Consider the following 22,055-nt stretch of genomic DNA (forward strand, 5'->3'; position numbering starts at 1 on the left):
GAAAAATCGCCGCAAGTCCTTGCGCCGTAAGGAATGCGACAATTTGCCCAGGCTTGACGCTGGGCGTCTTGAAGCCAGAAACTTCAAGGAGTCGCAGGCGGTCTCGACTTACCGCGGGTTGGGCCTGCGCAGCCTTTCGCCCACGCTCGTAAGGTTTTTCTTGCGGCCCCCTTTCACCGCGAACGGCGATTAGGGCCGGGGGGCCTCGCTCCGAGTGATCCCGATGTCGGTCTTGCACACCTGCTGCCGCACCGTTGCGCTTGTCGCCGTGCTCTGGGGCGCAGGCGGCTGCATCCGCTCGGAGCCGGCTGCGTTCAAGCCGTACCTCGAAGGCCGCGACCGCAGCGATGCCGAACGCTATTCGCTGGCGCGGATGGCCGAGTTGGCGCAACATCTCGACGCGGCCTTTGGCACGCCCGACGAACCGAAGCTGCCCCCGGGCACCGATCTCGACCTGGCCCGCCTGCAATCGGCCGCCGGACCCGTTTCCAGCAATCAGCGCGGCGAGCATCGGGGACTGTATCGCGAGCACTGCTCGTCCTGTCATGGCATCACCGGCGAAGGTGCCGGGCCAACGGCCTATTTCCTCACGCCATATCCACGTGACTTTGCCCGCGGCGTGTTCAAGTTCACCTCGACGCAGGTCGGCGATCGGCCGACTCGGGCTGACTTGCGCCGCACGATCGAGCTGGGGATACCAGGCACGGCGATGCCCTCGTTTGGGCTGCTCCCCAGCGCCGATCTCGACGCGCTGGTCGAGTATGTCCGTTATCTGAGTCTGCGCGGCGAATACGCCGCGCTTGCCGCCTCGCAGCTGTTCGACCTCGACGAGTCGTTGCCGAGCGATGGCACCGTGGCCGAACTGCTCGAGCCGCTGGCCGATTCGTGGCGTCAGGCCGAGGAGCCGGCCCGACAGCTGGCCATCGGGGCTGATCGGCCGAAAGATCGCGCTGCCTCGATCGCTGCCGGCCGGGCGCTGTTCCTCGACGCCAACTTTGCCTGCGCGAAGTGCCACGGCCAAGATGCCAACGGGACCGGAGCAACCGGGACCGGGACTGAATCGCACTTCGACATCTGGAACAGCCCCAAGCAAGGGCTGACGACCGCCGCGGTGCTGGCCCGCTTCAACCTGCCGCTCGCCGCGATTCAGCCGCGCAATTTGCGCCAAGGCGTGATGCACGGCGGCAGCCGACCCGAGGATATCTACCGCCGCATCGCCGTCGGTGTGAAGGGCACGCCGATGCCGGGCTACGCGCCGCCTAGCGGCGACCCGGGCGCGGCGAGCGACAAGTTCCTCTCGCCAGCGCAGATCTGGAACCTGGTCGATTACATCCAATCGCTGCGCGTCGGCGCTGCGGAGCTGGCCGCACGATGAACGACCGCCCGGCTCAGCTCGATTCACCTTGGCCGCATCGCCTGGCCGTCGCGCTGGTGACGGTGACGTTTCCGCTCATTTGGCTGGGCGGCCTGGTCACCACGCACAACGCGGGCATGGCCGTGCCCGACTGGCCGTCGACGTACGGCTATAACCTGTTTGCCTATCCTTGGCAGACGTGGTTGTTCGGGCCCTTTGATTTGTTGGTCGAGCACGGCCACCGTTTGCTCGGTGCACTGGCAGGCCTGGTCACGATCGGGCTGCTCGTCGCCATTTGGCGAGGCGAATCGCGGCGCTGGGTGCGCGGGCTCGGCGTGCTGGCCCTCGTCGGCGTGATCGGCCAGGGTCTGCTGGGCGGACTGCGCGTGATCCAGGATGCCCGCGAACTGGCCAAGATCCACGGTTGCGTGGGCCCGGCGTTTTTTGCGTTGGCCGTGGCCCTGGCGGTGATCACCTCGCGCCGCTGGCGCAAGGCTGCCCCCCTGCCCGCCGGCCGCGCGGCGGTCGGCACGCGGACGCTGGCGTGGACCATCACCCTATTGGCCTACTTGCAACTGGTCCTGGGTGCGCACCTCCGACATCTGCCCATCGGGTTCGAATGGCCGGCTTTCCGCGTCGTGCTGTGGTTCCATCTGGTCCTAGCCGGGGCGCTTGTCGCACTGCCGATCATGTTCCTGGTGCGCTGTCATTGGGCTCACCCCGACCGCGTCGCCGTGAGCCGACCGGCAGGGCTGCTTGCGTCGCTGGTGGGCGTGCAAGTCGCCCTCGGATGCGCCACCTGGGTGACGAATTATGGTTTTCCCGCTTGGCTCCAGGGGTGGTCGAGCGCGGCCGGATACACGATCATTTCGGAAAGCATGCTCCAATCGCTCGTGACCACGGCACACGTGGCCGTCGGCTCGCTAATCCTGGCCACGGCCTTGGTCGCGGCGCTGCGGAGCGTGCGTTGGCTGCCCGCGGGCGAGTCGGTCGCCGTGGCGTCGGCGGCCAACGCCCGAGCAACTTCTACGAACGCCCCCCATACCCGCCCGACGGTCATTCTGGCCGGCCGCCCTAACGCGATCGGCTCCTAGCCCCGCCCGCACTACCGCATCCATCTCAGGTCCTGCCCGTATGAACACTTCGACGCTGACCTCCTCGGCCGTGGCCACCGAAGCCGCGGCGCCTGTCCTCGACATCGAATCGCCGCACGCAAGCACATCCTGGGCGCGTGTGGCTGACTATATCGAGCTGACCAAGCCGCGCATCGCGCTGTTGGTGCTGATCACGGTCGCCGTGGGTGCGGCCGTGGCGCAAGGCGGTATGCCGCCGGCCGCCGTATTGTTCAACGTCCTGCTGGGTACGGCGCTCGTCGCTGCCAGCGCCAGCGCGCTCAACCAATGGATCGAACGGGCCAGCGATGCCCGCATGCAGCGCACGGCTGAGCGTCCTTTGCCGGCCGGTCGGTTGGCCGAGCGCGATGTGATCCGCTTCGCCGTGATCACGGCACTGGGCGGCGTGGGCTATCTGACGCTCACGGTCGGACCGCTGACGGCCTTGTTTGGCCTGGCCACCTGGTTCACGTATGCCTGGATCTACACGCCGCTCAAGAGCCGCACCTCGCTGAACACGATGGTCGGCGCGATCGCAGGAGCGTTGCCGATCATCATGGGCTGGACGAGCGTCGGCGCTCCGCTGAACGTCGGTGCATGGACGTTATTTGTGATCGTCTATCTTTGGCAGTTCCCGCACTTCATGGCCATCGCCTGGCTCTATCGGCGCCAATACGAGGCGGCCGGCATGCAAATGCTCACCGTGGTCGACCCCAGCGGACGCGCCGCCGGCCTGCAAGCGGTCGTCGCGGCGTGCGTGTTGTTTCCGGTGAGCCTGCTACCGGCGGCGATGCGGCTGGCGGGCCTGGGCTACCTGGCCGGCAGCGTGGTGCTGGGTCTCGTGTACCTCCTCTTGTCGGTGCGCTTCATGCGCCGGCTCGACGAAGCATCGGCGCGCAGCCTGTTGCGCTTCTCGGTGCTCTACCTGCCGATGTTGATGGGCATGTTGATGGCCGCGCCCCTGGCGTGGAACGCGGAGTGAATGCCCCGGCACCCGCGGTCGAAATCGACGGCGTCTCGCATCGCTACGGCGAGCGGCTGGCGCTCGATCGTGTCAGCCTGCGAATTGCCGCCGGCGAGCTGTTCACGCTTGTCGGCCCCAACGGCGGCGGCAAGTCGACGCTGTTCCGCCTTGCCGCGACGTTGATTGCGCCGCAATCCGGCACGATCCGGATTCAGGGGTTCGACGTGCGCAGCGCCGCGCTCGAGGTGCGCCGCCAGATCGGCGTGGTGTTTCAATCGCCGAGTCTCGACCGGCATCTGACGGTCGACGAAAACCTGCGCCACCAAGGCCGCCTCTACGGCCTGCGCGGCTACACGCTGGCCGATCGCTGCGACGAGCTGCTTGCGCGGCTGGCCCTGGCCGATCGCCGCCACGAACTGACTGGCAAGCTCTCGGGCGGGCTGCGCCGGCGGGTGGAGCTGGCCAAGGGGCTGCTACATCGGCCCACGGTCCTGTTGCTCGACGAGCCCTCGACCGGACTCGATCCGGCGGCACGCGGCGAGCTGTGGCAATACCTGTCCGGCCTGCGCCGCGACGAGGGCGTGACCGTCGTCGCCACGACGCACCTGCTCGAAGAGGCCGAACGCGCCGACCGCGTGGCGATTCTCGACAGCGGCCGACTGGTGGCGCTCGACGCGCCGGGCCGGTTGCGGGCCGAATTGGGTGGCGACTACCTGTCGATCGAGGCCGACCAGCCCGAGCGATTGGCCACGGCCCTGCGCGAGCGGTTCGGCTGGCACGTGCAAACGGTCGATCACCGGCTGCGTATTCAGGTGTCGGACGCGCAGTCGGCCATGACACAGATTCTGGCCGAGTACCGCGGCCAACTGCGTTCGCTCACGCTCGCGCGGCCCACGTTGGAAGACGTCTTCATCGCCCGCACCGGCCGGCGTTTCGAGGCCGACCGCGAGGAGGCGGCATGATGAGCACGCCGGTTGCCAGCCTGCCTGCGACGACCGGGCGCCGGGCGAAGACGCCCGTCTGGCCGGCGATTGCCACACTGGCCGGGCGCGAGCTGCTGCGTTTCGTCCGACAGCGCAGCCGCGTGTTCGGCGCTGTCGCACAACCAGCCCTGTTCTGGGCGTTGTTCGGCGCGGGGCTCGGGCCATCGTTTCGCCTGCCGGGGGTGGCGGCGAACGTTGCGTATGCCGAGTATTTCTTTCCCGGCGTGGTCGTGCTGGTGCTGTTGTTCACGGCCATCTTTACGACCATCTCGATCATCGAGGACCGTCGCGAAGGATTCTTGCAGGGAGTTCTCGTAGCCCCGATTCCGCGCTGGACGATGGTCTTCGGCAAGCTGGCTGGCGGCGCCTTGCTGGCCACGGGCGAGGGCCTGGCGATGCTCTGCCTGGCACCGCTGGCTGGTTTTTCGCCGTCGCTTTTCGCGGTGCTGGGCGCCGTGCTCTTGCTGGCGGTGTTGGCGCTGGCGCTGACCGCGTTGGGCTTCGCGATCGCCTGGCAGATGGAATCGACTCAGGGCTTTCACGCCGTGATGAACTTGTTCTTGATGCCGCTGTGGCTGCTATCGGGCGCCTTCTTTCCCGCGGCCTCGGGTCCGTTGGCCTGGATCGTCCGGCTCAATCCGTTGACCTACGGCGTCGGCGGCTTGCGGCGTTTGCTTTACGATGGCGCCACCGATCGGATCGGCGCCGATGTGCCCGCGCTGGCAACTTGTTGGATCGTTTCGCTCGGGCTGGCCGCGGGACTGTTCGTGTTGGCCTGGTTGGTTGCCGGGCGGCGCACCTCGGGAGATCTCGTATGAATCGGTTTCGCGCGGGCTGCGCACTGGCGGTCATCGTGGCTTGTTTCGCGGCGACGTCCCTGGCCCAAGACGAAGGCGACGGGCGGCCCGCTTTCCCCCAGACCGAGCTCCAGGACCTGGTGGTGACGCCGTTTACGCTCACCGATTCGAGCGGCCAACCGTTCGACAGCCAGTCGCTGGCCGGCAAAGTCTGGATTGCCAGCTTCTTCTACTCGACCTGCCCGGGCCCCTGCCTGAAGTTGAACCAGGCGATCGAGCGGCTGCTGCGCGATCTGGAAGACGTCGACGTGACCTTCGTCAGCATCACGGTCGATCCGGCGACCGATACGCCCGAGCAATTGGCCAAATATCGGCAAAACTTCCGCGCACCGCCGGACCGTTGGCGGTTTCTCACCGGGGCCGAGGCGGAAATCGTGCGCGTGGCGTACGAGATCTTTCGCGTGCCGGCCGACAAGGCGGCGCACAGCGAGAAGCTGATCCTGGTGGACCCGCGAGGCAAGATCCAGGGCTACTACCATGCCCTGACCGACGCCAAGGTTGTGGCCCTCAAGAGTCACGTCAAAAAGCTGCTCGCCGGCGAAGACGACGCGCTACCCCTGGCGGGCGACGTGGACACGTCCGCTGGCACAGATCGGCATGCACCGTTCGATTGGCGCCGGCTTCCGGCGCTGAATGCGGCCTTGAACGCGACGTCGGGCGTATTGCTCGTCGTGGGGCTGCTGCTGATCAAGGCCGGTCGCGAACGAGCCCATCGCAACATGATGCTGACGGCCTTCGCCGTTTCGGTCGTGTTTCTGGCGTCGTACCTGACCTATCACCAGATGCTCAAGAACCACACCGGCCTGCACGGCGTGCCGTTCAAAGGCCCCTCGCCGGTGCGCGAGGCCTACTACGCGCTGCTCATCAGCCATGTGTTGCTCGCCGCCGCCGTCCCGGTGCTCGCCCTGCGAACGATCTACCTGGGCCTGAAAGACCGCCGCGACGCCCATCGACGCTGGGCGCGCTGGACCATGCCGATTTGGCTCTATGTTTCGGTCACCGGCGTGGTCATCTACCTGATGCTGTACCACGTGTACCCCGGCTAGCGGCGGCAGACGGTGTCCGCATGCATGGCGCCACCCCAAGGCAGGCGTAACCGAAACGCTCGCGATGTGTTGCGTGGGTGCGCGGCAAAGCCTTCCGTGCCTGCCGTCGATCTGAATTGCTTCCCCGGGCGAGCAGCGGCCCCTATACTAGTGGAGACCGTGCGCAACCCCATGGCAGGGTTGCGCTTGAAGCACGCTGCCGTGCCGACAATCGAGGGTTTGTGCTTGGCTCGCACCGGTCTGCTAGTTCGTTCGACCGGTGCCGCCTGCTGGCTGGCGTGCGTCCTGGCTGCCCCGGCGTGCGCCCAATTCATGATCGGCACGCCCAACACGCAGCTTTCCGACGCTGTGGTCGTCGAGGAAGCCGATGCCGCGGCCCGCACCCATCTCGAACAGGCCCGGGCCCTATTCGCTGCCAGCCAATGGGACGAAGGCATCGAGACGCTGCGCCAGGTGATGGAGAACTACGGCGACAAGCTGACACGGCTTACGCCGCAGCGCTATGTGACCGTGCGCGAGTACTGCCAGCGACTGATCGCCGGATTGCCGCCGGCTGCATTGAGTTTGTACCGCAGCCGGGTCGATGCACAGGCGCAGTCTCTGTACGAATCGGGCAGCAAGCAGCGCGACGCGCGCCGGCTGCGCGACGTGGCCGAGCAATATTTTTGCAGTAGTTGGGGCGACGACGGCCTGATGACCCTCGGCGAACTCGCCCTGGCCGACGGCGATTTCGGCACGGCGCGGGCCTGCTGGCAACAGCTCGTACCCAACGGCGAACTGCCCGGCCACCCCGACGCGTTCACGCGCCTGGCGGTGCCCGACACGCAGTTCGACCTCGCGCTGGTGCGTTCTCGGCTCGTCCTGGCTTCGATCGCCGCGGGCGATCGCGAACGGGCCGTCCGGGAACTCGATCAATTCAGGCAATTGCATCCCCAGGCCCGGGGACGACTGGCCGGACGCGACGTGAGCCTGGCGGAAGGACTGACGCAATTGCTCGAAGAGGCCGCCGCCTGGCCGGCGGCGCCGCGCATCAGCACCTGGAGCACGTTCGCCGGCAATGCCGAACGCAACGCCGTGCTGGCGGGCGAGTTCGACGTAGCGGCACGGCTCTGGGAGGCTCCCTTACGTGCCGCGCAAATCGCCGACGCCAACCTCGCGCAGAATTACGGCTTTCGGCCGCGGCGCGTGGCGGAAGACAACAAGGCCCTGTTGAGCTACTATCCGCTCGTCTATCGCGACCTGATCCTGGTAAACGACGAGCAAGAGATCCAAATCTTCGATCTCCGCACCGGCCGAGCGCCCTGGGGCATGACCAGCCATGTGTTGCACGCGCCCGACAGCCAGTCGGCCGACCGTAGCGTCCGCCCGCGCCGCATGCTCGGCACCCCGCGGTTCACGATGACCATTTCCGACGGGCGACTCTATGCGCGGATGGGGTCGGCGTTGACCAGCGTCGCCAACGAGCCGCTCGGAATCGAATCGCCTGGGACGCTCGTCTGCCGCGATCTCGAGGCACAAGGTCGGCTGCTCTGGGAGCGTCCGCCCGACGAACTGGGCTGGGCGTTCGAGGGCACGCCCGTGGCGTCCGGAAACTTCGTGTACGTAGCCATGCGTCGCGCCGGCGTGCAGCCACAAACACACGTGGCCTGTTACGAGGCCGTGACCGGCAGGCCCGTGTGGCGTCAGATGGTCTGCGGCGCCGACACCCCCGCCCACAACCAGGTGAGCGAGGCCTCGCACAACCTGCTGACACTGCATGGCGATACGGTGTACTACAACACCAACCTCGGCGCCGTGGCCGCGCTCGATGCCGGCACCGGACGCATCCGCTGGCTGACCTTGTATCCGCGGGCTCGCGGCGGCAACCTGAACGACACGGCGGCGCATTTCTACCGCGACCTGACGCCGTGCCTTTACTACCAGGGCCTGTTGCTGGTCGCGCCGGCCGATAGCCCGGCGATTCTGGCGCTGGACGCCGACAGCGGCCAATTGCTCTGGGAATCGTCCTTGCCCGAAGACGTCGTGCATCTGCTCGGCGTGGCCGGCGGCAATCTGATCGCCAGCGGCGACCGGCTGTGGTGGATCAGCCTGGCGCAGCAGGAGTTCAAGATCATCCGCCGCGTCCCGGAAGATCATTCCTTGCGCGGCTATGGCCGGGGGCTGCTGGTCGGCGACCAGGTGATCTGGCCTACCCGGGAAGAAATCCTGGTGTTCGACTCGGCCTCGGGTCAGCAGTTGCGCAGTATTTCGCTGGCCGCGCGGCGCGAATGGGACGGCACGGCGGTGATCGGCGGCAACCTGTTGGTCACTCCGGAGCACCTGCTGATTGCCGGTCCCGATAAGCTGGTGGTCTTCAGTCAGTTTGCCGCGACGCGGCCCCGCGCAACGCCCGCTGCGTTCGAGCGACGCGCCGGCGGCCAGCGAACTTTCGTTCCTCGTAAAGGACAACCATGACCGCTCCTGCCTCGACGGCCGACGAACTGCACAGCGTGCAACAATTGCACGAAGCCTATCAGCAAATCACCGGCGAGCTGGCCAAGGTGATCGTCGGCCAGCAGCAAGTCATCGAAGAACTACTGATCACCATGTTCGCCCGCGGGCACTGCCTGCTGGTCGGCGTGCCGGGCCTGGCCAAGACGCTGATGATCCGCACCTTGGCCGATTCGCTGAGCCTGTCCTTCAGCCGGATCCAGTTCACGCCCGACCTGATGCCGGCCGACATCACCGGCACCGAGGTAATTCAGGAGGACAAGTCGACCGGCACACGGGCGTTCCGGTTCTTGCCCGGCCCGATCTTCGCCAATGTGCTGTTGGCCGACGAGATCAACCGCACGCCGCCCAAGACGCAGGCCGCGCTGCTCGAAGCGATGCAAGAGCACCAGGTGACCGTCGGCGGCCAGCGTCACCGCCTGAACGAGCCGTTCTTCGTGCTGGCCACGCAGAATCCGATCGAGCAGGAAGGTACCTACCCGCTCCCCGAGGCGCAGCTCGACCGCTTCATGTTCAACGTGTTCGTCGATTATCCGAGCGAAGACGAGGAATTTCAGATCGTCAAGCGGACGACGAGCAGCCACACGCCCCAGCTGCAGCCGACGCTGACCGCCGAACAAATCATGAACCTGCAGCGGATCATCATGAACGTGCCCGTGGCCGATCACGTGCTCCGCTACGCCCTGCAGTTCACGCGGCTGACGCGGCGCGAGAAGGCGGCTGTCCCGGCGTTTATCTCCGATTACGTCAGTTGGGGCGCCGGTCCGCGGGCCAGCCAGTATCTGGTGCTGGGCGCCAAGGCCCGAGCCGTGCTGCACGGCCGGCAACTGGTGACGTGCGAGGACGTGCAGGCCGTGGCGCCGCCGGTGCTGCGCCATCGCATCATGACCAACTTCAATGCCGAGGCCGAGGGCATCAAGTCGGACGACATCGTCCAGAAACTGATCGCTTACATCCCCCGCGAAGAGTTCGAGAAGGGCGCGCGTGGCAAACTCCCCGAAGTTTTTAGATCCGCAGACGCTGGCTAAGCTCCAGGGACTCGAGTTGCGGGCCCGCAGCATCGTCGAAGGCTATGTCTCGGGGGTGCATCGCAGCCCGTTTCACGGTTTCTCGATTGAGTTTGCCGAGCACCGGGAATACGTCCCTGGCGACGACCTGCGGTACGTCGACTGGAAGGTCTTCGGCAAGACCGACAAGTATTACCTCAAGCAATACGAGGAAGAGACCAATCTCGTCTGCTACCTGCTGCTCGACACGAGCGAGAGCATGCGCTACCGCGGCCCCGACGCGGCGATGTCGAAGCTCGAGTATGCCCAGTGCGTGGCCGCATCGCTGGCCTACCTGGTGTTGCAGCAGCAAGACAGCGTCGGGCTGGTGACGTTCGACCGCGAGGTTCGCCAGTTCATCCGCGCCGGTGGCAATCCCTCGCATCTCAAACAACTGCTGCACGCCATGGAACAATCGAGCGCTGACCGCAAGAGCCGGATGGGCCCGATCTTCCATGATCTGGCGGAACGGATTCGCAAGCGCAGCGTCGTCGTCGTGCTGAGCGACCTGTTCGACGACATCAACTCGATCGTGGCCGGCTTGAAACACCTGCGCCATCGGCGGCACGAGGTGGTGATCTTCCACGTGCTCGATGCGGCCGAGCTCGAGTTTCCCTTTCAGAGCACGACGCTGTTCAAGGGCCTCGAACAGTGGCCCGAGGTGCTCACCGATTCGCGCTCGATCCGCCGGGCGTACTTGCAGGAGTTCGAGGGGTTCTTGCGCGGCGTCCGCCGCGCCTGTCGCGAGCGCCGGATCGATTACTTGCAATTGCGCACCGATCAAACGCTGGACGTCGCGCTGTCCGGGTTCCTTGCTGCACGGATGTCGAAATTGACATGAGCTCCGCGGCCGCGCTGCTGGCGTTTGGATTCTTGAACTGGGCCATGCTCGGCTGGCTCGCGGCGGCCGGCTTGCCGCTGTTGATCCACCTTTGGAATCGCCGCCAGCGCCGCGAGACGACCTGGGCCGCGATGGAGTTCCTGCTCGCCGCGCTGAAGAAAAACTCGCGCCGGTTGCAACTCGAACAATGGCTGCTCCTGGCCATCCGCACGCTGCTGATTACTTTGCTGGTCGTGGCCGTGGCCGAACCCTATCTCGAACGGCTGGGGGCCGCCATCGGCAACGAGCCGAACGCCCATAAGGTGCTGGTCATCGACGGATCGCTGTCGATGGATTTCCGGCCGACCGACCGCAACCGTTTTGCCCGGGCCAAGGAACTCGCCACGCGGATCGTCGAAGAGAGCCCGCAGGGCGACGCGTTCACGCTGGTGCTCCTGGCCGAGCCGCCGCGCGTCGTGGTCGGCACGCCGGCCTTCGATTCGGCCAGCTTCCTCGACGAGATCGCCAATCTGCACATGCCGCACGGGCGCGGCGATTTGCCCGCGACGGTCGGCGCGATCGAGAAGCTGCTCGAGCAGGTCGAGCGCGAATATCCCCGGCTGCGGCGCCACGAAGTGTATTTTCTGACCGACTTGGGGCGCAGCACCTGGTTGCCCGAGGCCGGCCAGACGCGCAGCGCCGAGTTCCGCGCGCAGAGCCGCCGTCTGGCCGAGCGAGCGGCCCTGGTCGTGCTCGACCTGGGCCAGCCCGAGGCCGAAAACGCGGCCATCACCCGGTTGGCCGCCACCGAGCCGCTGGCCACGGTGGGCCGCACGCTGGCCTTCGACGTCGACGTTCACAACTTCGGCCGCCAGGACCGCGCGGGCCAGCGCGTCGAACTGCTGGTCGACGGGCGCAGCATCGGCGAGCAAACGCTCGATCTGCCCGCCGGCGGCAATGCCAGCGCCACGTTTACGTATGCCTGCGAATCGCCGGGAGATCACGTGTTCGAGGCGCGGCTGGCCGACGACCTGCTCGCGCTCGACAATCGGCGCTACCTGGTGCTGGCCGTGCGCGAGTCGATCGAGGTGCTGTGCATCAACGGCCGGCCCTCGGGCGAGCGCTTCGGCGGCGCCGCCGATTACCTGCAAGTGGCGTTGTCTCCTGAAGACCCGCGGCAGACCCGGGCGACGGTCCATGCCGAGGTCGTGACCGAAACAGCGCTGCTCGAAAGAGAACTGGGCAGTTACGACGCCTTGTTCCTGTGCAACGTGGCCCAATTCACCTCGAGCGAGGCCCGGGCCCTGCAGAACTTCCTGCAAGGCGGCGGCGGCGTGGTGCTGTTCCTGGGCGAGCAAGTCCAACTGGACAACTACAACCGCCAGTTGCTGGGCGACGATCAGTCCGCGCCGCGGATCTTGCCGGCCCGGTTGGAAGCCGTCGTGAGCGAAAACCAATACACGTTCGACGCCCTCGGCTATCGCCACCCGATCGTCAGCGCGTTTCGCGGCGAAGAACGGGCCGGTCTGTTGACCACCCCCGTGACCAAGTACATCCGGGCCAAGCCCGTGGAGGATCCGGGGACGCAGGTGGCGCTGGCCTTCAGCAGTGGCGATCCGGTGATCGTCGAAACGCCGCGCTATCGGGGCCGTTGCCTGCTCGTGACGACGTCGGCCGACACGACGTGGAACTCAATGCCGCTGTGGCCGAGCTATGTGCCCATCGTGCAAGAGCTGCTCGTGGCTTCGCTCGCCGGGCGCGCCACGGAACTGAACGTGCAGGTCGGTGAGACGATCGGTTCGACCGTCGCCGGATTGGGTGGCGACGCCCTGGTGAGCCTGGCGGGCCCCGACGGTGAGTTGTCGCAAGTGCGGCTCGAAACCCGCGGCGATCGCGGCGAGTGGAGCTATGCCGAGACGTTGACCAGCGGGGCCTATACGGCCAGCTTGCCCCAAGGGACAGCGCATCGCTTTGCCGTGAATGTACCGATCGAGGAAAGCGATTTGACGCCGTTGGTTGCGGGCGAGCTGCGTGCCGACGTCTGGCCGGGCATTCCTTACCTGCACCGCACGCATTGGCAAACAACCGACGCCGAGGCGACTGCTCAGCTCGTTCAGCGGAGCGGCCTGCACCGGTGGCTCCTGGGCAGCGTGCTGGCGCTGTTGGTCCTCGAACAGTTGCTGTCGTTCTCGATGGGATGGCGCTCGTCATGATGCACGACGCACCCAACTGGCTGCAGCGTTGGTTCGGCGTGTCCGGCGCCCCGGCGGGCGAAGGCACCGTCTGGAGTCTCGAACACAGTTGGCCGCTGGCGCCCTGGCTCACCGTGTTGCTCTTGGCTGCGCTGGCCGCGTTCGTCGTGCTGCTCTACTCGCGCGAGTCGGGCGGCGCCAGCCGTGCTTACCGCGGGCTGCTGGCTGCGCTCCGGCTGGCGGCCTTGGCGATCGTGCTCTTCATGCTGGCCGAGTATTTCCTGTCGCTGACGCGCACCGGCCTGCCGGCACTGCTGGTGCTGCTCGACGATTCGGCCAGCATGAGCATCGCCGACCGCTACAGCGATGAGAAACTGCGGTCGACCGTCGCCGAGCGATTGGCGGGGGTCGAGTTGACCGAGCCCACCCGGCTGAACCTCGCCAAGAGCTTGTTGCTGGGTGACGACGCGCGGGTGCTCCGCGAGCTGGATCAGCGATACCGGCTGAAGTTCTATTTCGTCGCCGCGGCGGCGCGGCAGCACGCCGGCACGCTCGACGAGTTGCGCGAGCAGTTGCAGACGGCCAGCGCCGCCGGCGAATCGTCACGGCTGGGCGAAGGCGTGCGGACGGCGCTCAACGATCTGCGCGGCACGCCGCCAACGGCGGTCGTGCTGCTCACCGACGGCATCGTGACCGACGGACCGCCGCTCGACGAGGCGGCCACCTATGCCCGGCGCAAAGGCGTGCCGGTGTTCGCCGTGGCGCTGGGCGACGAGCGGCCGGTGCGCGACCTGGCTTTGACCGACTTGCTGGTCGACGAGGTCGTATTCGTCGACGACATCATCAATTTCGATCTCAAGCTGACCGCCAGCGGCTACCAGGGACAGCGCGTGCGAATCACGCTGCGCGACGAGCACAGCCCTGCCGTGCTGGCACAACTCGAAGTGCAGCTTGACTCGGACAACGTGTCGCAGCGATTGCAGCTGCCGTACCGCCCGACAACCGTCGGCGAAGACGACTTCGTCATCGAGGTCGAGCCCTTGGAAGGCGAGCTGCGCACCGAAAACAATCGCCAGAAGCGGCACGTCAGCGTGCGCAAAGAACAAATCCGCGTGCTGCTGGTGCAGGCCTATCCGAGCTACGAGTTCCGCTATCTGAAGAACATGCTCGGCCGCGACAGCACCATCAAGCTCGACACCTTCCTGCAAGAGGCCGATCCGGAATATGCCGACCTCGACGCCACGGCGCTGCGGGTGTTCCCCGTGCGGCGCGAGGAGCTGTTCGCCTACGACGTGATCGTTTTGGGCGACGTCAATCCCGTGTTCCTCAGCAGCTCGACCATCAACCAGCTCGTCGAATTCGTCACCGACAGCGGCAAAGGCGGCGGCCTGATTATCGCCGCGGGGCCGATGTACCTGCCGTTGGCCTATCGCGACACGCCGCTGGCGCAGCTCTTCCCGTTGCAATTCGACAGCTCGGTGACCGCGGCCGGGCAGGCGCAGACCGAGGCCTTTCGCCCGCTGCCGACCGAGCTCGGCGCGGCGACGCCGTTTATGAACCTGGGCGACTCGACGGCCGAGACGGCCGAGATCTGGCGGACGCTGCCGCCGTTGTACTGGTGCCTGGAAAGCACCGGACTGAAGCCCGCGGCCCGCGTGCTGGCGGCGCACCCGTCGCGCGTCGGTGCCGACGGCCAGCCGCTGCCGATCATCGCCCTGCAATACGTCGGCGCCGGCAAAGTGTTGTTCCATGCCACGGATGAGACCTGGCGGTGGCGGTTCCGCGTCGGTGACGTCTACTTTGCCCGCTACTGGGTGCAAGCCATTCGCTTCCTGAGCCGTACGAAGCTGCTGGGCCAAGATCGCGCGGCCGAGCTGACGACCGACCGCCGCGAATATCAGCGAGGCGAAACGGCGCGGCTGCGCGTGCAGTTCGTCGACGAGCGTCAGGCCCCGACGGCCGACAACGGCGTCACGGTGATGGTCGAACGCCAAGGCAGCGATCGCCGCTCGGTGCAACTGCATCGCAGTGCCACCGCCCGCGGCGTGTTCGAAGGAGCGTTGGCCGCGCTGGCCGAAGGCGACTATCACGCATGGGTCGCAACGCCCTCGGCCGCCGGCAACACGCCCAGCGCCGATTTTGCCGTGGTCGCGCCGCCCGGCGAGTTTGCCCAGACCCAAATGCAGGCCGGCATCCTCCGCGCGGCCAGCGAGGCGACGGGGGGGCACTACTACAGCGTGGCCACCATGGGCAGCTTGCTCGACGATCTGCCGCCCGGACGGCAGGTTCCCGTCGAAACGCTGCCGCGAATCGTGCTCTGGAATCGCTGGCCGCTCGTGGCTCTGTTTCTCGCGCTGGTGGGCAGCGAGTGGCTGCTGCGCAAACGCAAGGGAATGCTATAATTCGGGTTGCCCTTCGGCGGAGCCGCCATGGCGCCGTCGAGCAAGCTCGGGCCGATTCTCATGACTCATCCTTTGCTAGCCCGGCTTGCCTACGTTCGCCGCCGCGCGGCGCGGCTGGTGCTGGCCTTCGGACTGGCCCGGACGGTCACCGCTGTTGTCGCGTTGGTGCTGGTCCTGGTGTTGGGCGACTACTGGCTGCGACCCGACGACCGCGGCCTGCGCGTGCTCGCCGCGCTGGGTGCCGCCGCGGGCATCGTTTGGGCGGGTGTGCGGTATCTGGTACCGGCCTTGCTGCGACGATTCTCGAACCTCGAGCTGGCCCAGAGAATCGAGCGACGCTATCCCGCCTTGCGCGATCATCTGTCGTCGGCCGTCGATTTCCTCGGCGAACAGGCCGACGATCCCGCGGCCGGCTCCGAGCAATTGCGCCGGGCGATCATCTCCAACGCGCAAGCCGAGACCGAAACGGTCGACTTCGACGAGGTGTTCGATCCCCGGCCCGTGCGCCGGGCCCTGTACCTGGCGGCCGGCACCTGCGCCGTGGCGCTGGTGCTGGCCCTCTGGCAGCCGTCGCTGGCGCGGATTGGGCTGGCACGGCTGGCGACTCCGTGGTCCGACGTCGAATGGCCGCGGCAGCATCGGCTGCAATGGCGCGAGACCGTGACGCACGTGGCCCTGGGGCAGACGTTCGAGGTCGCCGTCGTGCCGGCGGACGGCACGACCTTGCCGGCGCGGGTGCAATTGCAGATCCGCTACACCCAGGACTCCGGCAACGAGGCGACCGAAACGCTCGAGATGACTCCGGCCGGTACCGCGATGGTTTATCGCCAGGAAGACGTGCGGAGGCCTTTTGCCTATCGCGCCACCGGTGGCGACGATCGCTCGATGCCCTGGGTCGCGCTGCGCGTCATCGAGCCGCCTCAAATCACGAAGCTCAACGCCGAGCTGCGCTTTCCCGAATACACCGGCTGGGAACCCGAGACCGTCGATCACCGCATCCAGGCCATCGCCGGCACGCACGTGCGTTGGTCGGCCATGACGAATCGACCGATCCGCTCGGCGACGCTGCACCTATCGACCGGCGAACAGCTCGCGGCCGAGATCGCGCCCGACGGGCTCAGCCTGAGCGTGCCTGCCGCCGATGCCGCGGAGCCGTTCGTCGTCGAGCGGTCGGGCACCTACTGGCTGGTGCTCGAGGACGAGCAGGGAGTCGCCGCCGGAGAAGAAACGCAGTACGAGCTGCAAGTGATTGAAGACGCGGTCCCCAGCGTGACGATCGAGGAGCCGACGGCGAACATCTTCGTCATGGCCGAGGCCGAGGTGCCGTTGGAGATTACGGCCAAGGACGATCTCGCGTTGCGCGACGTGTTGCTGCACCTGCTGCGCTCGGATCAATCCGACCAGGGGGAAACGGTCGTCCCGCTCTACCAGGGACCGCAGCAGGTGGCCCGCGCGCCGCGGCCCGATCGCGTCGACACGGCCAACGCGGGCGAATCGCGGCGCATCGAGCATCGCTGGCAACTGGCCTCGCTGGGCCTGAAGCCCGGCGTCCAAATCACGTTCCACGCCTCGGCCAGCGATTATCGTCCCGAGATCGCGCAAAGCCTGCCCCGGCGGCTGACCGTGATCACGGCCGAGGAGCTGCAAGATCGCATCACGCAGCGTCAGGGATTGATTCTCAGCGAGTTGGCGCGGGCGCTCGAGATGCAGCGCGGGGCCCGAGCCCCGACCGCGGCCCTGGAGGTGCAGATCCAGCAGGCGGGCAAGCTGAACAAACCCGACGTCGATCAATTGCACGGCGCCGAATTGGCCCAGCGCCAGGTTGGGCGCACACTGTCCAGCCCGACCGAGGGCGTGATCTCGCACGTCGAGGCGCTGCTCGAAGAGCTGCGCAACAATCAGCTCGACAATCCCGACATCGAGCGCCGGATGAGCGAGCTGATCGCGGAGTTGCAGCGGCTGAACAAGGAACCGCTGCCGGTGATCGAGCGCGAATTGACCAGTGCGCTGAAGCAGGCACAGAGCGCTCTGGAAGAACGTCCGCCGGGCGAAGCCGCCGACGCGCCCGCCACGGCCGCCGATCGCGCCACGGCTGCCGATCGCGCCGTGGCCGAGTCGATCGCCACGGCCGGCCAACGCCAGGACGAGGTCATCCATTCGCTCGAGCAACAACTTGCCGATCTCGGCCAATGGGACAACTACCGCCGCTTCGGCCGTGACCTGGTCGAGCTGCGAAAGCAACAGCGCGAGCTCGGCCAGGCCACCGCCGAACTGGGCCGGCGCACAGTGACCCGCAGCCGGGAGGAGTTGAAGCCGCAAGAACGCGCCGACCTGGAAAAGCTGGCTCAAACGCAACAAGAGCTCGCACGCCGCCTGGAAAAACTGCTCGAGCGCATGGCAGGGATGTCGGCCCAACGCTCCGGCGACGACCCGCTGGCCGCGCAGGCACTCAGCGACGCCGTGTCGCAAGCGCAGCAGCAAGGCACCAGCAACCAGATGCGCGCCGCCGCGGCGGCGACGGGCCAGAACCAGATCGGGCAGGCCACCGCAGCACAAGCGGCCGTCGAAAAGCAGCTCGACGACATGCTCGACACGCTCGCCAGCCGCCGCGAGCAGGAGCTCGACCGCCTGGTCAAACGCTTGCGCGAGGCCGAAAACCAGCTCAGCCAGCTCCGGGCCAAGCAAGAAGGCCTGCGCAAGAAGCTCCGCGAGCTTGCCCAGCAGCCGGCCAGCGACGAGCAGCGCCGTGAATTGGCGCGGCTGGCGCGCGAGGAACAGCAACTCCAGGAAGAAGTCGATCGCTTTGCCCGCACGCTGCAGCGACTGCAGGCCGACCAGGCGGGCCAATCGGCCAGCCAGGCGGCAGGTCGACTGGGCGAGGCCGGCGAAGAGGGTCAGCAAGGCGACGCCGGCGCCTCGGCCGATGCCGCCGACCGCGCGCAGCGCGATCTGGACGACGCCCAACGCGAACTCGAGCAGCGCCGCCGCCAGGCCGAAACCGACCTGGCCCTCGAGCAGCTTGCCAAGCTAAGCGACGAGATCACCGCACTGCGCGAACGCCAGGCCGCCGTCATCGAAGAAAACGCGCGCCTCGATGAGCTGCGCGTCAAGCAAGGCCACCTCACGCGGGCCCAGCACATCAGCGTGCGCCAATTGAGCCGTGCCGAATCAGCCATCGAGCAGGAAACCCGGGCCATCACCGCCCAGGTTCGCGAGGCGGAGGTGTTCCGCTACGCGCTCGAAGCGGGCCTGGCGCGCATGCAGCAAGCCGCGCAGCGGCTCGAGCAGCTCGACACCGGCAGCGAGACCCAGGGCAGCTTGCGCGAAGCGCTGCGCCGCCTGGAACAACTGCTCGCCGCCTTGGAAGATGGCCAGGACGAGCCCGACGAAGGCGGCGGCGAAGGTCAAGGCGGCGAGAACCAGCAAGGCGCTCCGCCGGGAGACGGCATCGCACCGCTGGCGCAGTTGAAGCTGCTCAAGTTGATGCAGCAGGAGATCAACGCCCGGACCAAGGCGTTGCACGCCGAATTGGATGCCCAACAGGGCCCCGCGACCGAATCGCAGCAGGCCGAGTTCGCCTCCCTGGCCCTGGAGCAGGGGGTGCTGGCCGATCTGACGCGCAACCTGGCCACTGCTGCCGCTGCACCCGAGGAAGAAGCGGCCGGCGTGCCCGATCTGGATGCCGAATCGCAATCCGAACAACCGCCCGATGCCGGAGCCCAACCATGAACGCGCTGCTGGTGATCTGCTGTCTGCTGGCGGGCCAGGCTCCTGCCATTCCTGCTGCCGGCGATGCGCTCGACGACCAACTATTGGAAGGCCTCGACGACGCGTTGGACGACGCCGTCAAGAAGCCACAGGCCCAACCCCCTCGCGCCAACCCACCGGCGGCCACCGAGCAACAACCGCCCACCCCCGCCAAGCCCGGCGAATCACCGCTCGACCAGCAGTTGCTCGAAGGTCTCGAGGGCGGCGAATCGAGCTCGGCCGAAGGCAATCCGTTGCTGCAACTCGGCCAACGCATGCAACAGGTCCAGCAGCGCATCGGCCAGGCTCAGACCGACGAGTCGACCCAGGCCCTGCAAAACCAGATCGTCAGCGATCTCGATGCCTTGATCCGCGAGGCGCGGCGCAACGCGCAGCAATCCCAGAGCAAGTCGCGCAACTCGCAAAACCAAGGTTCGCAGCGCAGCCAGGTGAAGCCGGGCGAACCGCAAAGCGGCAGTGGCGAAGGCGCGCCCGGTGAACCCGGCGAGGGACAAGCGCAGGAAAGCACCGAACGTCTCGGCCCGAACGATGCACTCGCCCCCAACATGGAGGAAATGCAGGGCCTGATCGAAGGACTTTGGGGACAGTTGCCCGAGCGGTTGCGGGAGCAGATGCGCCAATCCGCCGCCGAGCGATTCTTGCCGCAATATCAAACGCAGATCGAACAGTATTTCCGTCGACTCGTCGAAACGCCGGAAGATCGGCCCTGACCGCGAGCTCCCCCAGCCGCACGACTGCCACGCCACGCACCCATCGCCACCGCACGGAGGATCGCATGTCGCGCTCAGCCAGCATCGCCCTCGTCGTCTTGCTGTGCGGCGCTGTTCCCCAGGGGCTGGTAGCCGACGACGAAAACCCCGAAACCGGGGCCCGCGAGCTGCTCTCGCCGGCGGCCCAGGAAGCCATCGACCGGGGACTCGATTTTCTCGCTTCGCGCCAGTTGGAAGATGGTTCGTTCGGCGCCGGCGGCTACAGCCGCAACGTCGCCGTCTGCGGGCTGGCCGGCATGGCCTTCATGTCGAGCGGCAGCACGCCGGGCCGCGGCAAATATGGCCAGCACGTTGAACAATGCATCGGCTTTTTGCTGCAAAGCAGCCAGGACAGCGGCTTCATCAGCCTGCCCGACGCGAGCGGCCACGGCCCGATGTATGGCCACGGCTTCGCGACGTTGTTTTTGGCCGAAACCTACGGCATGACGCGCCGGTCCGAGCTGCGCCCGCGCCTGGCCAAGGCCGTCCAACTGATCGTCCAGACGCAAAACAAGGAAGGCGGCTGGCGCTATCAGCCGCAGCGCGCCGACGCCGACATTTCCGTCACCATCTGCCAGGTGATGGCGCTGCGTGCCGCGCGCAACGCAGGCATCTTCGTGCCCCGCGAGACCATCGATCAGTGCATCGAGTACGTGAAGCGCAGCCAGAACGCCGATGGCGGCTTCATGTACATGCTGCAAGGCGGGCAAAGCGCCTTTCCGCGTTCGGCGGCGGGCGTCGTCGCGCTGTACAGCGCCGGCATTTACGAAGGCCCCGAGATCGACAAGGGCATCGCCTACCTGCTCAACTACCTGCCGCAAGGCGGCACGTTCCATCGCGAAAGCCATTACTTCTATGGCCACTACTACGCCGTGCAGGCGATGTGGCACGCCGGCGGCGACGTCTGGCAGAAATGGTACCCGGCGATTCGCGACGAGTTGCTCGCGCTGCAGCGCCCGGACGGCTCGTGGATGGATTCCATCTGCCAGGAATACGGCACCGCGATGGCCTGCGTGATCCTGCAAATGCCGAATAACTATCTGCCGATCTTTCAGCGTTAGGAACGAGGCATTTCGTGAGTCGGGCGCTGGGAACGTTTGCGGTCGTCTTGGCGGGGCTCGCGTCCGGGGCTTGCGCCTGGGCGTCCGAACCGCGCGAAGCGATTCCGGTCGAGGGCGCGCCGTTTAGCGCCGTGCCGGTCGAGATCACCGCGCCGGGCGAAGTCCGCTGGAGCCCCGACCAACCGCGGTCCACTGCGCCGGGCGAACTGCTCGAATGGGGCGCGCCGGCCGACCCGCGCGCCGAGCCCCTGGTCGTGTTCACCGGCGGCGGCGTGCTGCCGGCGAATGTCAAGGTCATCGAAGGCGAAGTGCTGCGCGTCGATGCGTTCGGCTTCGGCCCGTTGCCAATTCGGCTCGCGACCGTGGCGGGCCTGATCTTCGTCGTGGGCGCGGATCGGGTTGCAACCGATCGGTTGATCGATCGCCTGACCGCGGGCACCGCGACCAGCGATGTGGTGATCCTCGACAACGGCGACGAGTTGACCGGTACGCTGAGCAAGATCGAACGCACGAAAGTCGAGCTGGTGGCCGAGTTGGGCCCGATCACGATCGACCGCGACAAGGTGGCCGCCGTCGCGCTGGCCGCGGCCGCGTGGGAACGCCCTGCCGACGACGCCCGCCGCTGGTGGTTCGGCACGGCCGACGGCGCCAGGCTCCAGGCCCGGTCGCTCAAGCTCGAAGGCGGCGCGCTGACGGCCGAACTGGCGTCGGGGCTGGAAGTCACCGCGCCGGCCGATTCGCTCGTCTGGCTGCACGCGATCCGGCATCGTGGCGTCTGGCTCACCGATCTACAGCCAGCCGGCTATCGCCACGTGCCCTACCTCGACGTCGCCTGGGAGCCGGCGATCGATCGCGGCGTGAGCGGCGGACTGTTGCGCGTGCGCGACCGGATTTACCTGCGCGGCGTCGGCCTGCACAGCGCGGCGCGGATCACCTTCCCGCTCGACGGGCAATATCGCCGCTTTGCCTGCCAGGCGGCGATCGACGATTCGGCCCAGGGCCGCGGCAGCGTCGTGTTTCGCGTGTACGTCGACGAGCAAGAGCGGTTTCGCAGCCCGCTGGTGACCGGCAGCCAGGCACCGCTCCCGATCGAAATCGACGTCGCCGGGGGCAAGCTCCTGAGCCTGATCGTCGACTACGGCCAGCAGGCCGACGAACTCGACCACGCGGCCTGGCTCAACCCGCGACTGGTGAAGTAAACGCGCGCGACG

At 67.0% G+C, this 22,055-nt stretch carries 15 protein-coding genes; all 15 read left to right on the top strand.

The features are described 5' to 3' along the window. Window positions 1-223: 223 nt before the first annotated feature. The 15 genes from K1X74_18985 (at window position 224) to K1X74_19055 (ending at window position 22,043) form a co-directional block, all read left to right on the top strand. Entirely contained in the window at window positions 224-1,375 is a 1,152-nt protein-coding gene (locus K1X74_18985) for a c-type cytochrome (GenBank protein ID MBX7168429.1), read from the top strand. Further along, entirely contained in the window at window positions 1,372-2,448 is a 1,077-nt protein-coding gene (locus K1X74_18990) for a COX15/CtaA family protein (GenBank protein ID MBX7168430.1), read from the top strand. The genes K1X74_18985 and K1X74_18990 overlap by 4 nt, the downstream gene beginning before the upstream one ends. A 40-nt stretch (window positions 2,449-2,488) precedes the next feature. Beyond that, window positions 2,489-3,448: a heme o synthase gene (cyoE, locus tag K1X74_18995; GenBank protein ID MBX7168431.1), complete on the top strand. Its 960-nt coding sequence runs from the start codon at window positions 2,489-2,491 to the stop codon at window positions 3,446-3,448. Beyond that, window positions 3,433-4,392: an ABC transporter ATP-binding protein gene (locus K1X74_19000; GenBank protein MBX7168432.1), complete on the top strand. Its 960-nt coding sequence runs from the start codon at window positions 3,433-3,435 to the stop codon at window positions 4,390-4,392. The genes cyoE and K1X74_19000 overlap by 16 nt, the downstream gene beginning before the upstream one ends. Next, window positions 4,392-5,231: an ABC transporter permease gene (locus K1X74_19005; GenBank protein ID MBX7168433.1), complete on the top strand. Its 840-nt coding sequence runs from the start codon at window positions 4,392-4,394 to the stop codon at window positions 5,229-5,231. Before K1X74_19000 ends, K1X74_19005 begins: the two co-directional genes overlap by 1 nt. Further along, window positions 5,228-6,316, top strand: a complete 1,089-nt coding sequence (locus K1X74_19010) for a DUF420 domain-containing protein (GenBank protein MBX7168434.1) — start codon at window positions 5,228-5,230, stop codon at window positions 6,314-6,316. The genes K1X74_19005 and K1X74_19010 overlap by 4 nt, the downstream gene beginning before the upstream one ends. A 225-nt stretch (window positions 6,317-6,541) precedes the next feature. Next, entirely contained in the window at window positions 6,542-8,770 is a 2,229-nt protein-coding gene (locus tag K1X74_19015) for a PQQ-like beta-propeller repeat protein (GenBank protein ID MBX7168435.1), read from the top strand. Next, window positions 8,767-9,834: a MoxR family ATPase gene (locus K1X74_19020; GenBank protein ID MBX7168436.1), complete on the top strand. Its 1,068-nt coding sequence runs from the start codon at window positions 8,767-8,769 to the stop codon at window positions 9,832-9,834. The genes K1X74_19015 and K1X74_19020 overlap by 4 nt, the downstream gene beginning before the upstream one ends. Next, window positions 9,791-10,693, top strand: coding sequence for a DUF58 domain-containing protein (locus tag K1X74_19025; protein ID MBX7168437.1), 903 nt, complete (start codon window positions 9,791-9,793; stop codon window positions 10,691-10,693). Before K1X74_19020 ends, K1X74_19025 begins: the two co-directional genes overlap by 44 nt. After that, entirely contained in the window at window positions 10,690-12,885 is a 2,196-nt protein-coding gene (locus K1X74_19030) for a BatA domain-containing protein (GenBank protein ID MBX7168438.1), read from the top strand. Before K1X74_19025 ends, K1X74_19030 begins: the two co-directional genes overlap by 4 nt. Then, window positions 12,882-15,266, top strand: coding sequence for a VWA domain-containing protein (locus tag K1X74_19035; protein MBX7168439.1), 2,385 nt, complete (start codon window positions 12,882-12,884; stop codon window positions 15,264-15,266). Before K1X74_19030 ends, K1X74_19035 begins: the two co-directional genes overlap by 4 nt. A 60-nt stretch (window positions 15,267-15,326) precedes the next feature. Next, window positions 15,327-18,995: a hypothetical protein gene (locus K1X74_19040; GenBank protein ID MBX7168440.1), complete on the top strand. Its 3,669-nt coding sequence runs from the start codon at window positions 15,327-15,329 to the stop codon at window positions 18,993-18,995. Beyond that, window positions 18,992-19,744 (top strand): hypothetical protein, encoded by a 753-nt coding sequence (locus K1X74_19045; GenBank protein MBX7168441.1) that lies wholly within the window; start codon window positions 18,992-18,994, stop codon window positions 19,742-19,744. Before K1X74_19040 ends, K1X74_19045 begins: the two co-directional genes overlap by 4 nt. 65 nt (window positions 19,745-19,809) lie before the next feature. Next, window positions 19,810-20,844, top strand: coding sequence for a terpene cyclase/mutase family protein (locus tag K1X74_19050; protein ID MBX7168442.1), 1,035 nt, complete (start codon window positions 19,810-19,812; stop codon window positions 20,842-20,844). A 14-nt stretch (window positions 20,845-20,858) separates the two neighbouring features. Further along, window positions 20,859-22,043, top strand: a complete 1,185-nt coding sequence (locus K1X74_19055; protein ID MBX7168443.1) for an NPCBM/NEW2 domain-containing protein — start codon at window positions 20,859-20,861, stop codon at window positions 22,041-22,043. Window positions 22,044-22,055 lie beyond the last annotated feature (12 nt).

Source organism: Pirellulales bacterium (assembly GCA_019694435.1).
Lineage (GTDB): Bacteria > Planctomycetota > Planctomycetia > Pirellulales > JAEUIK01 > JAIBBZ01.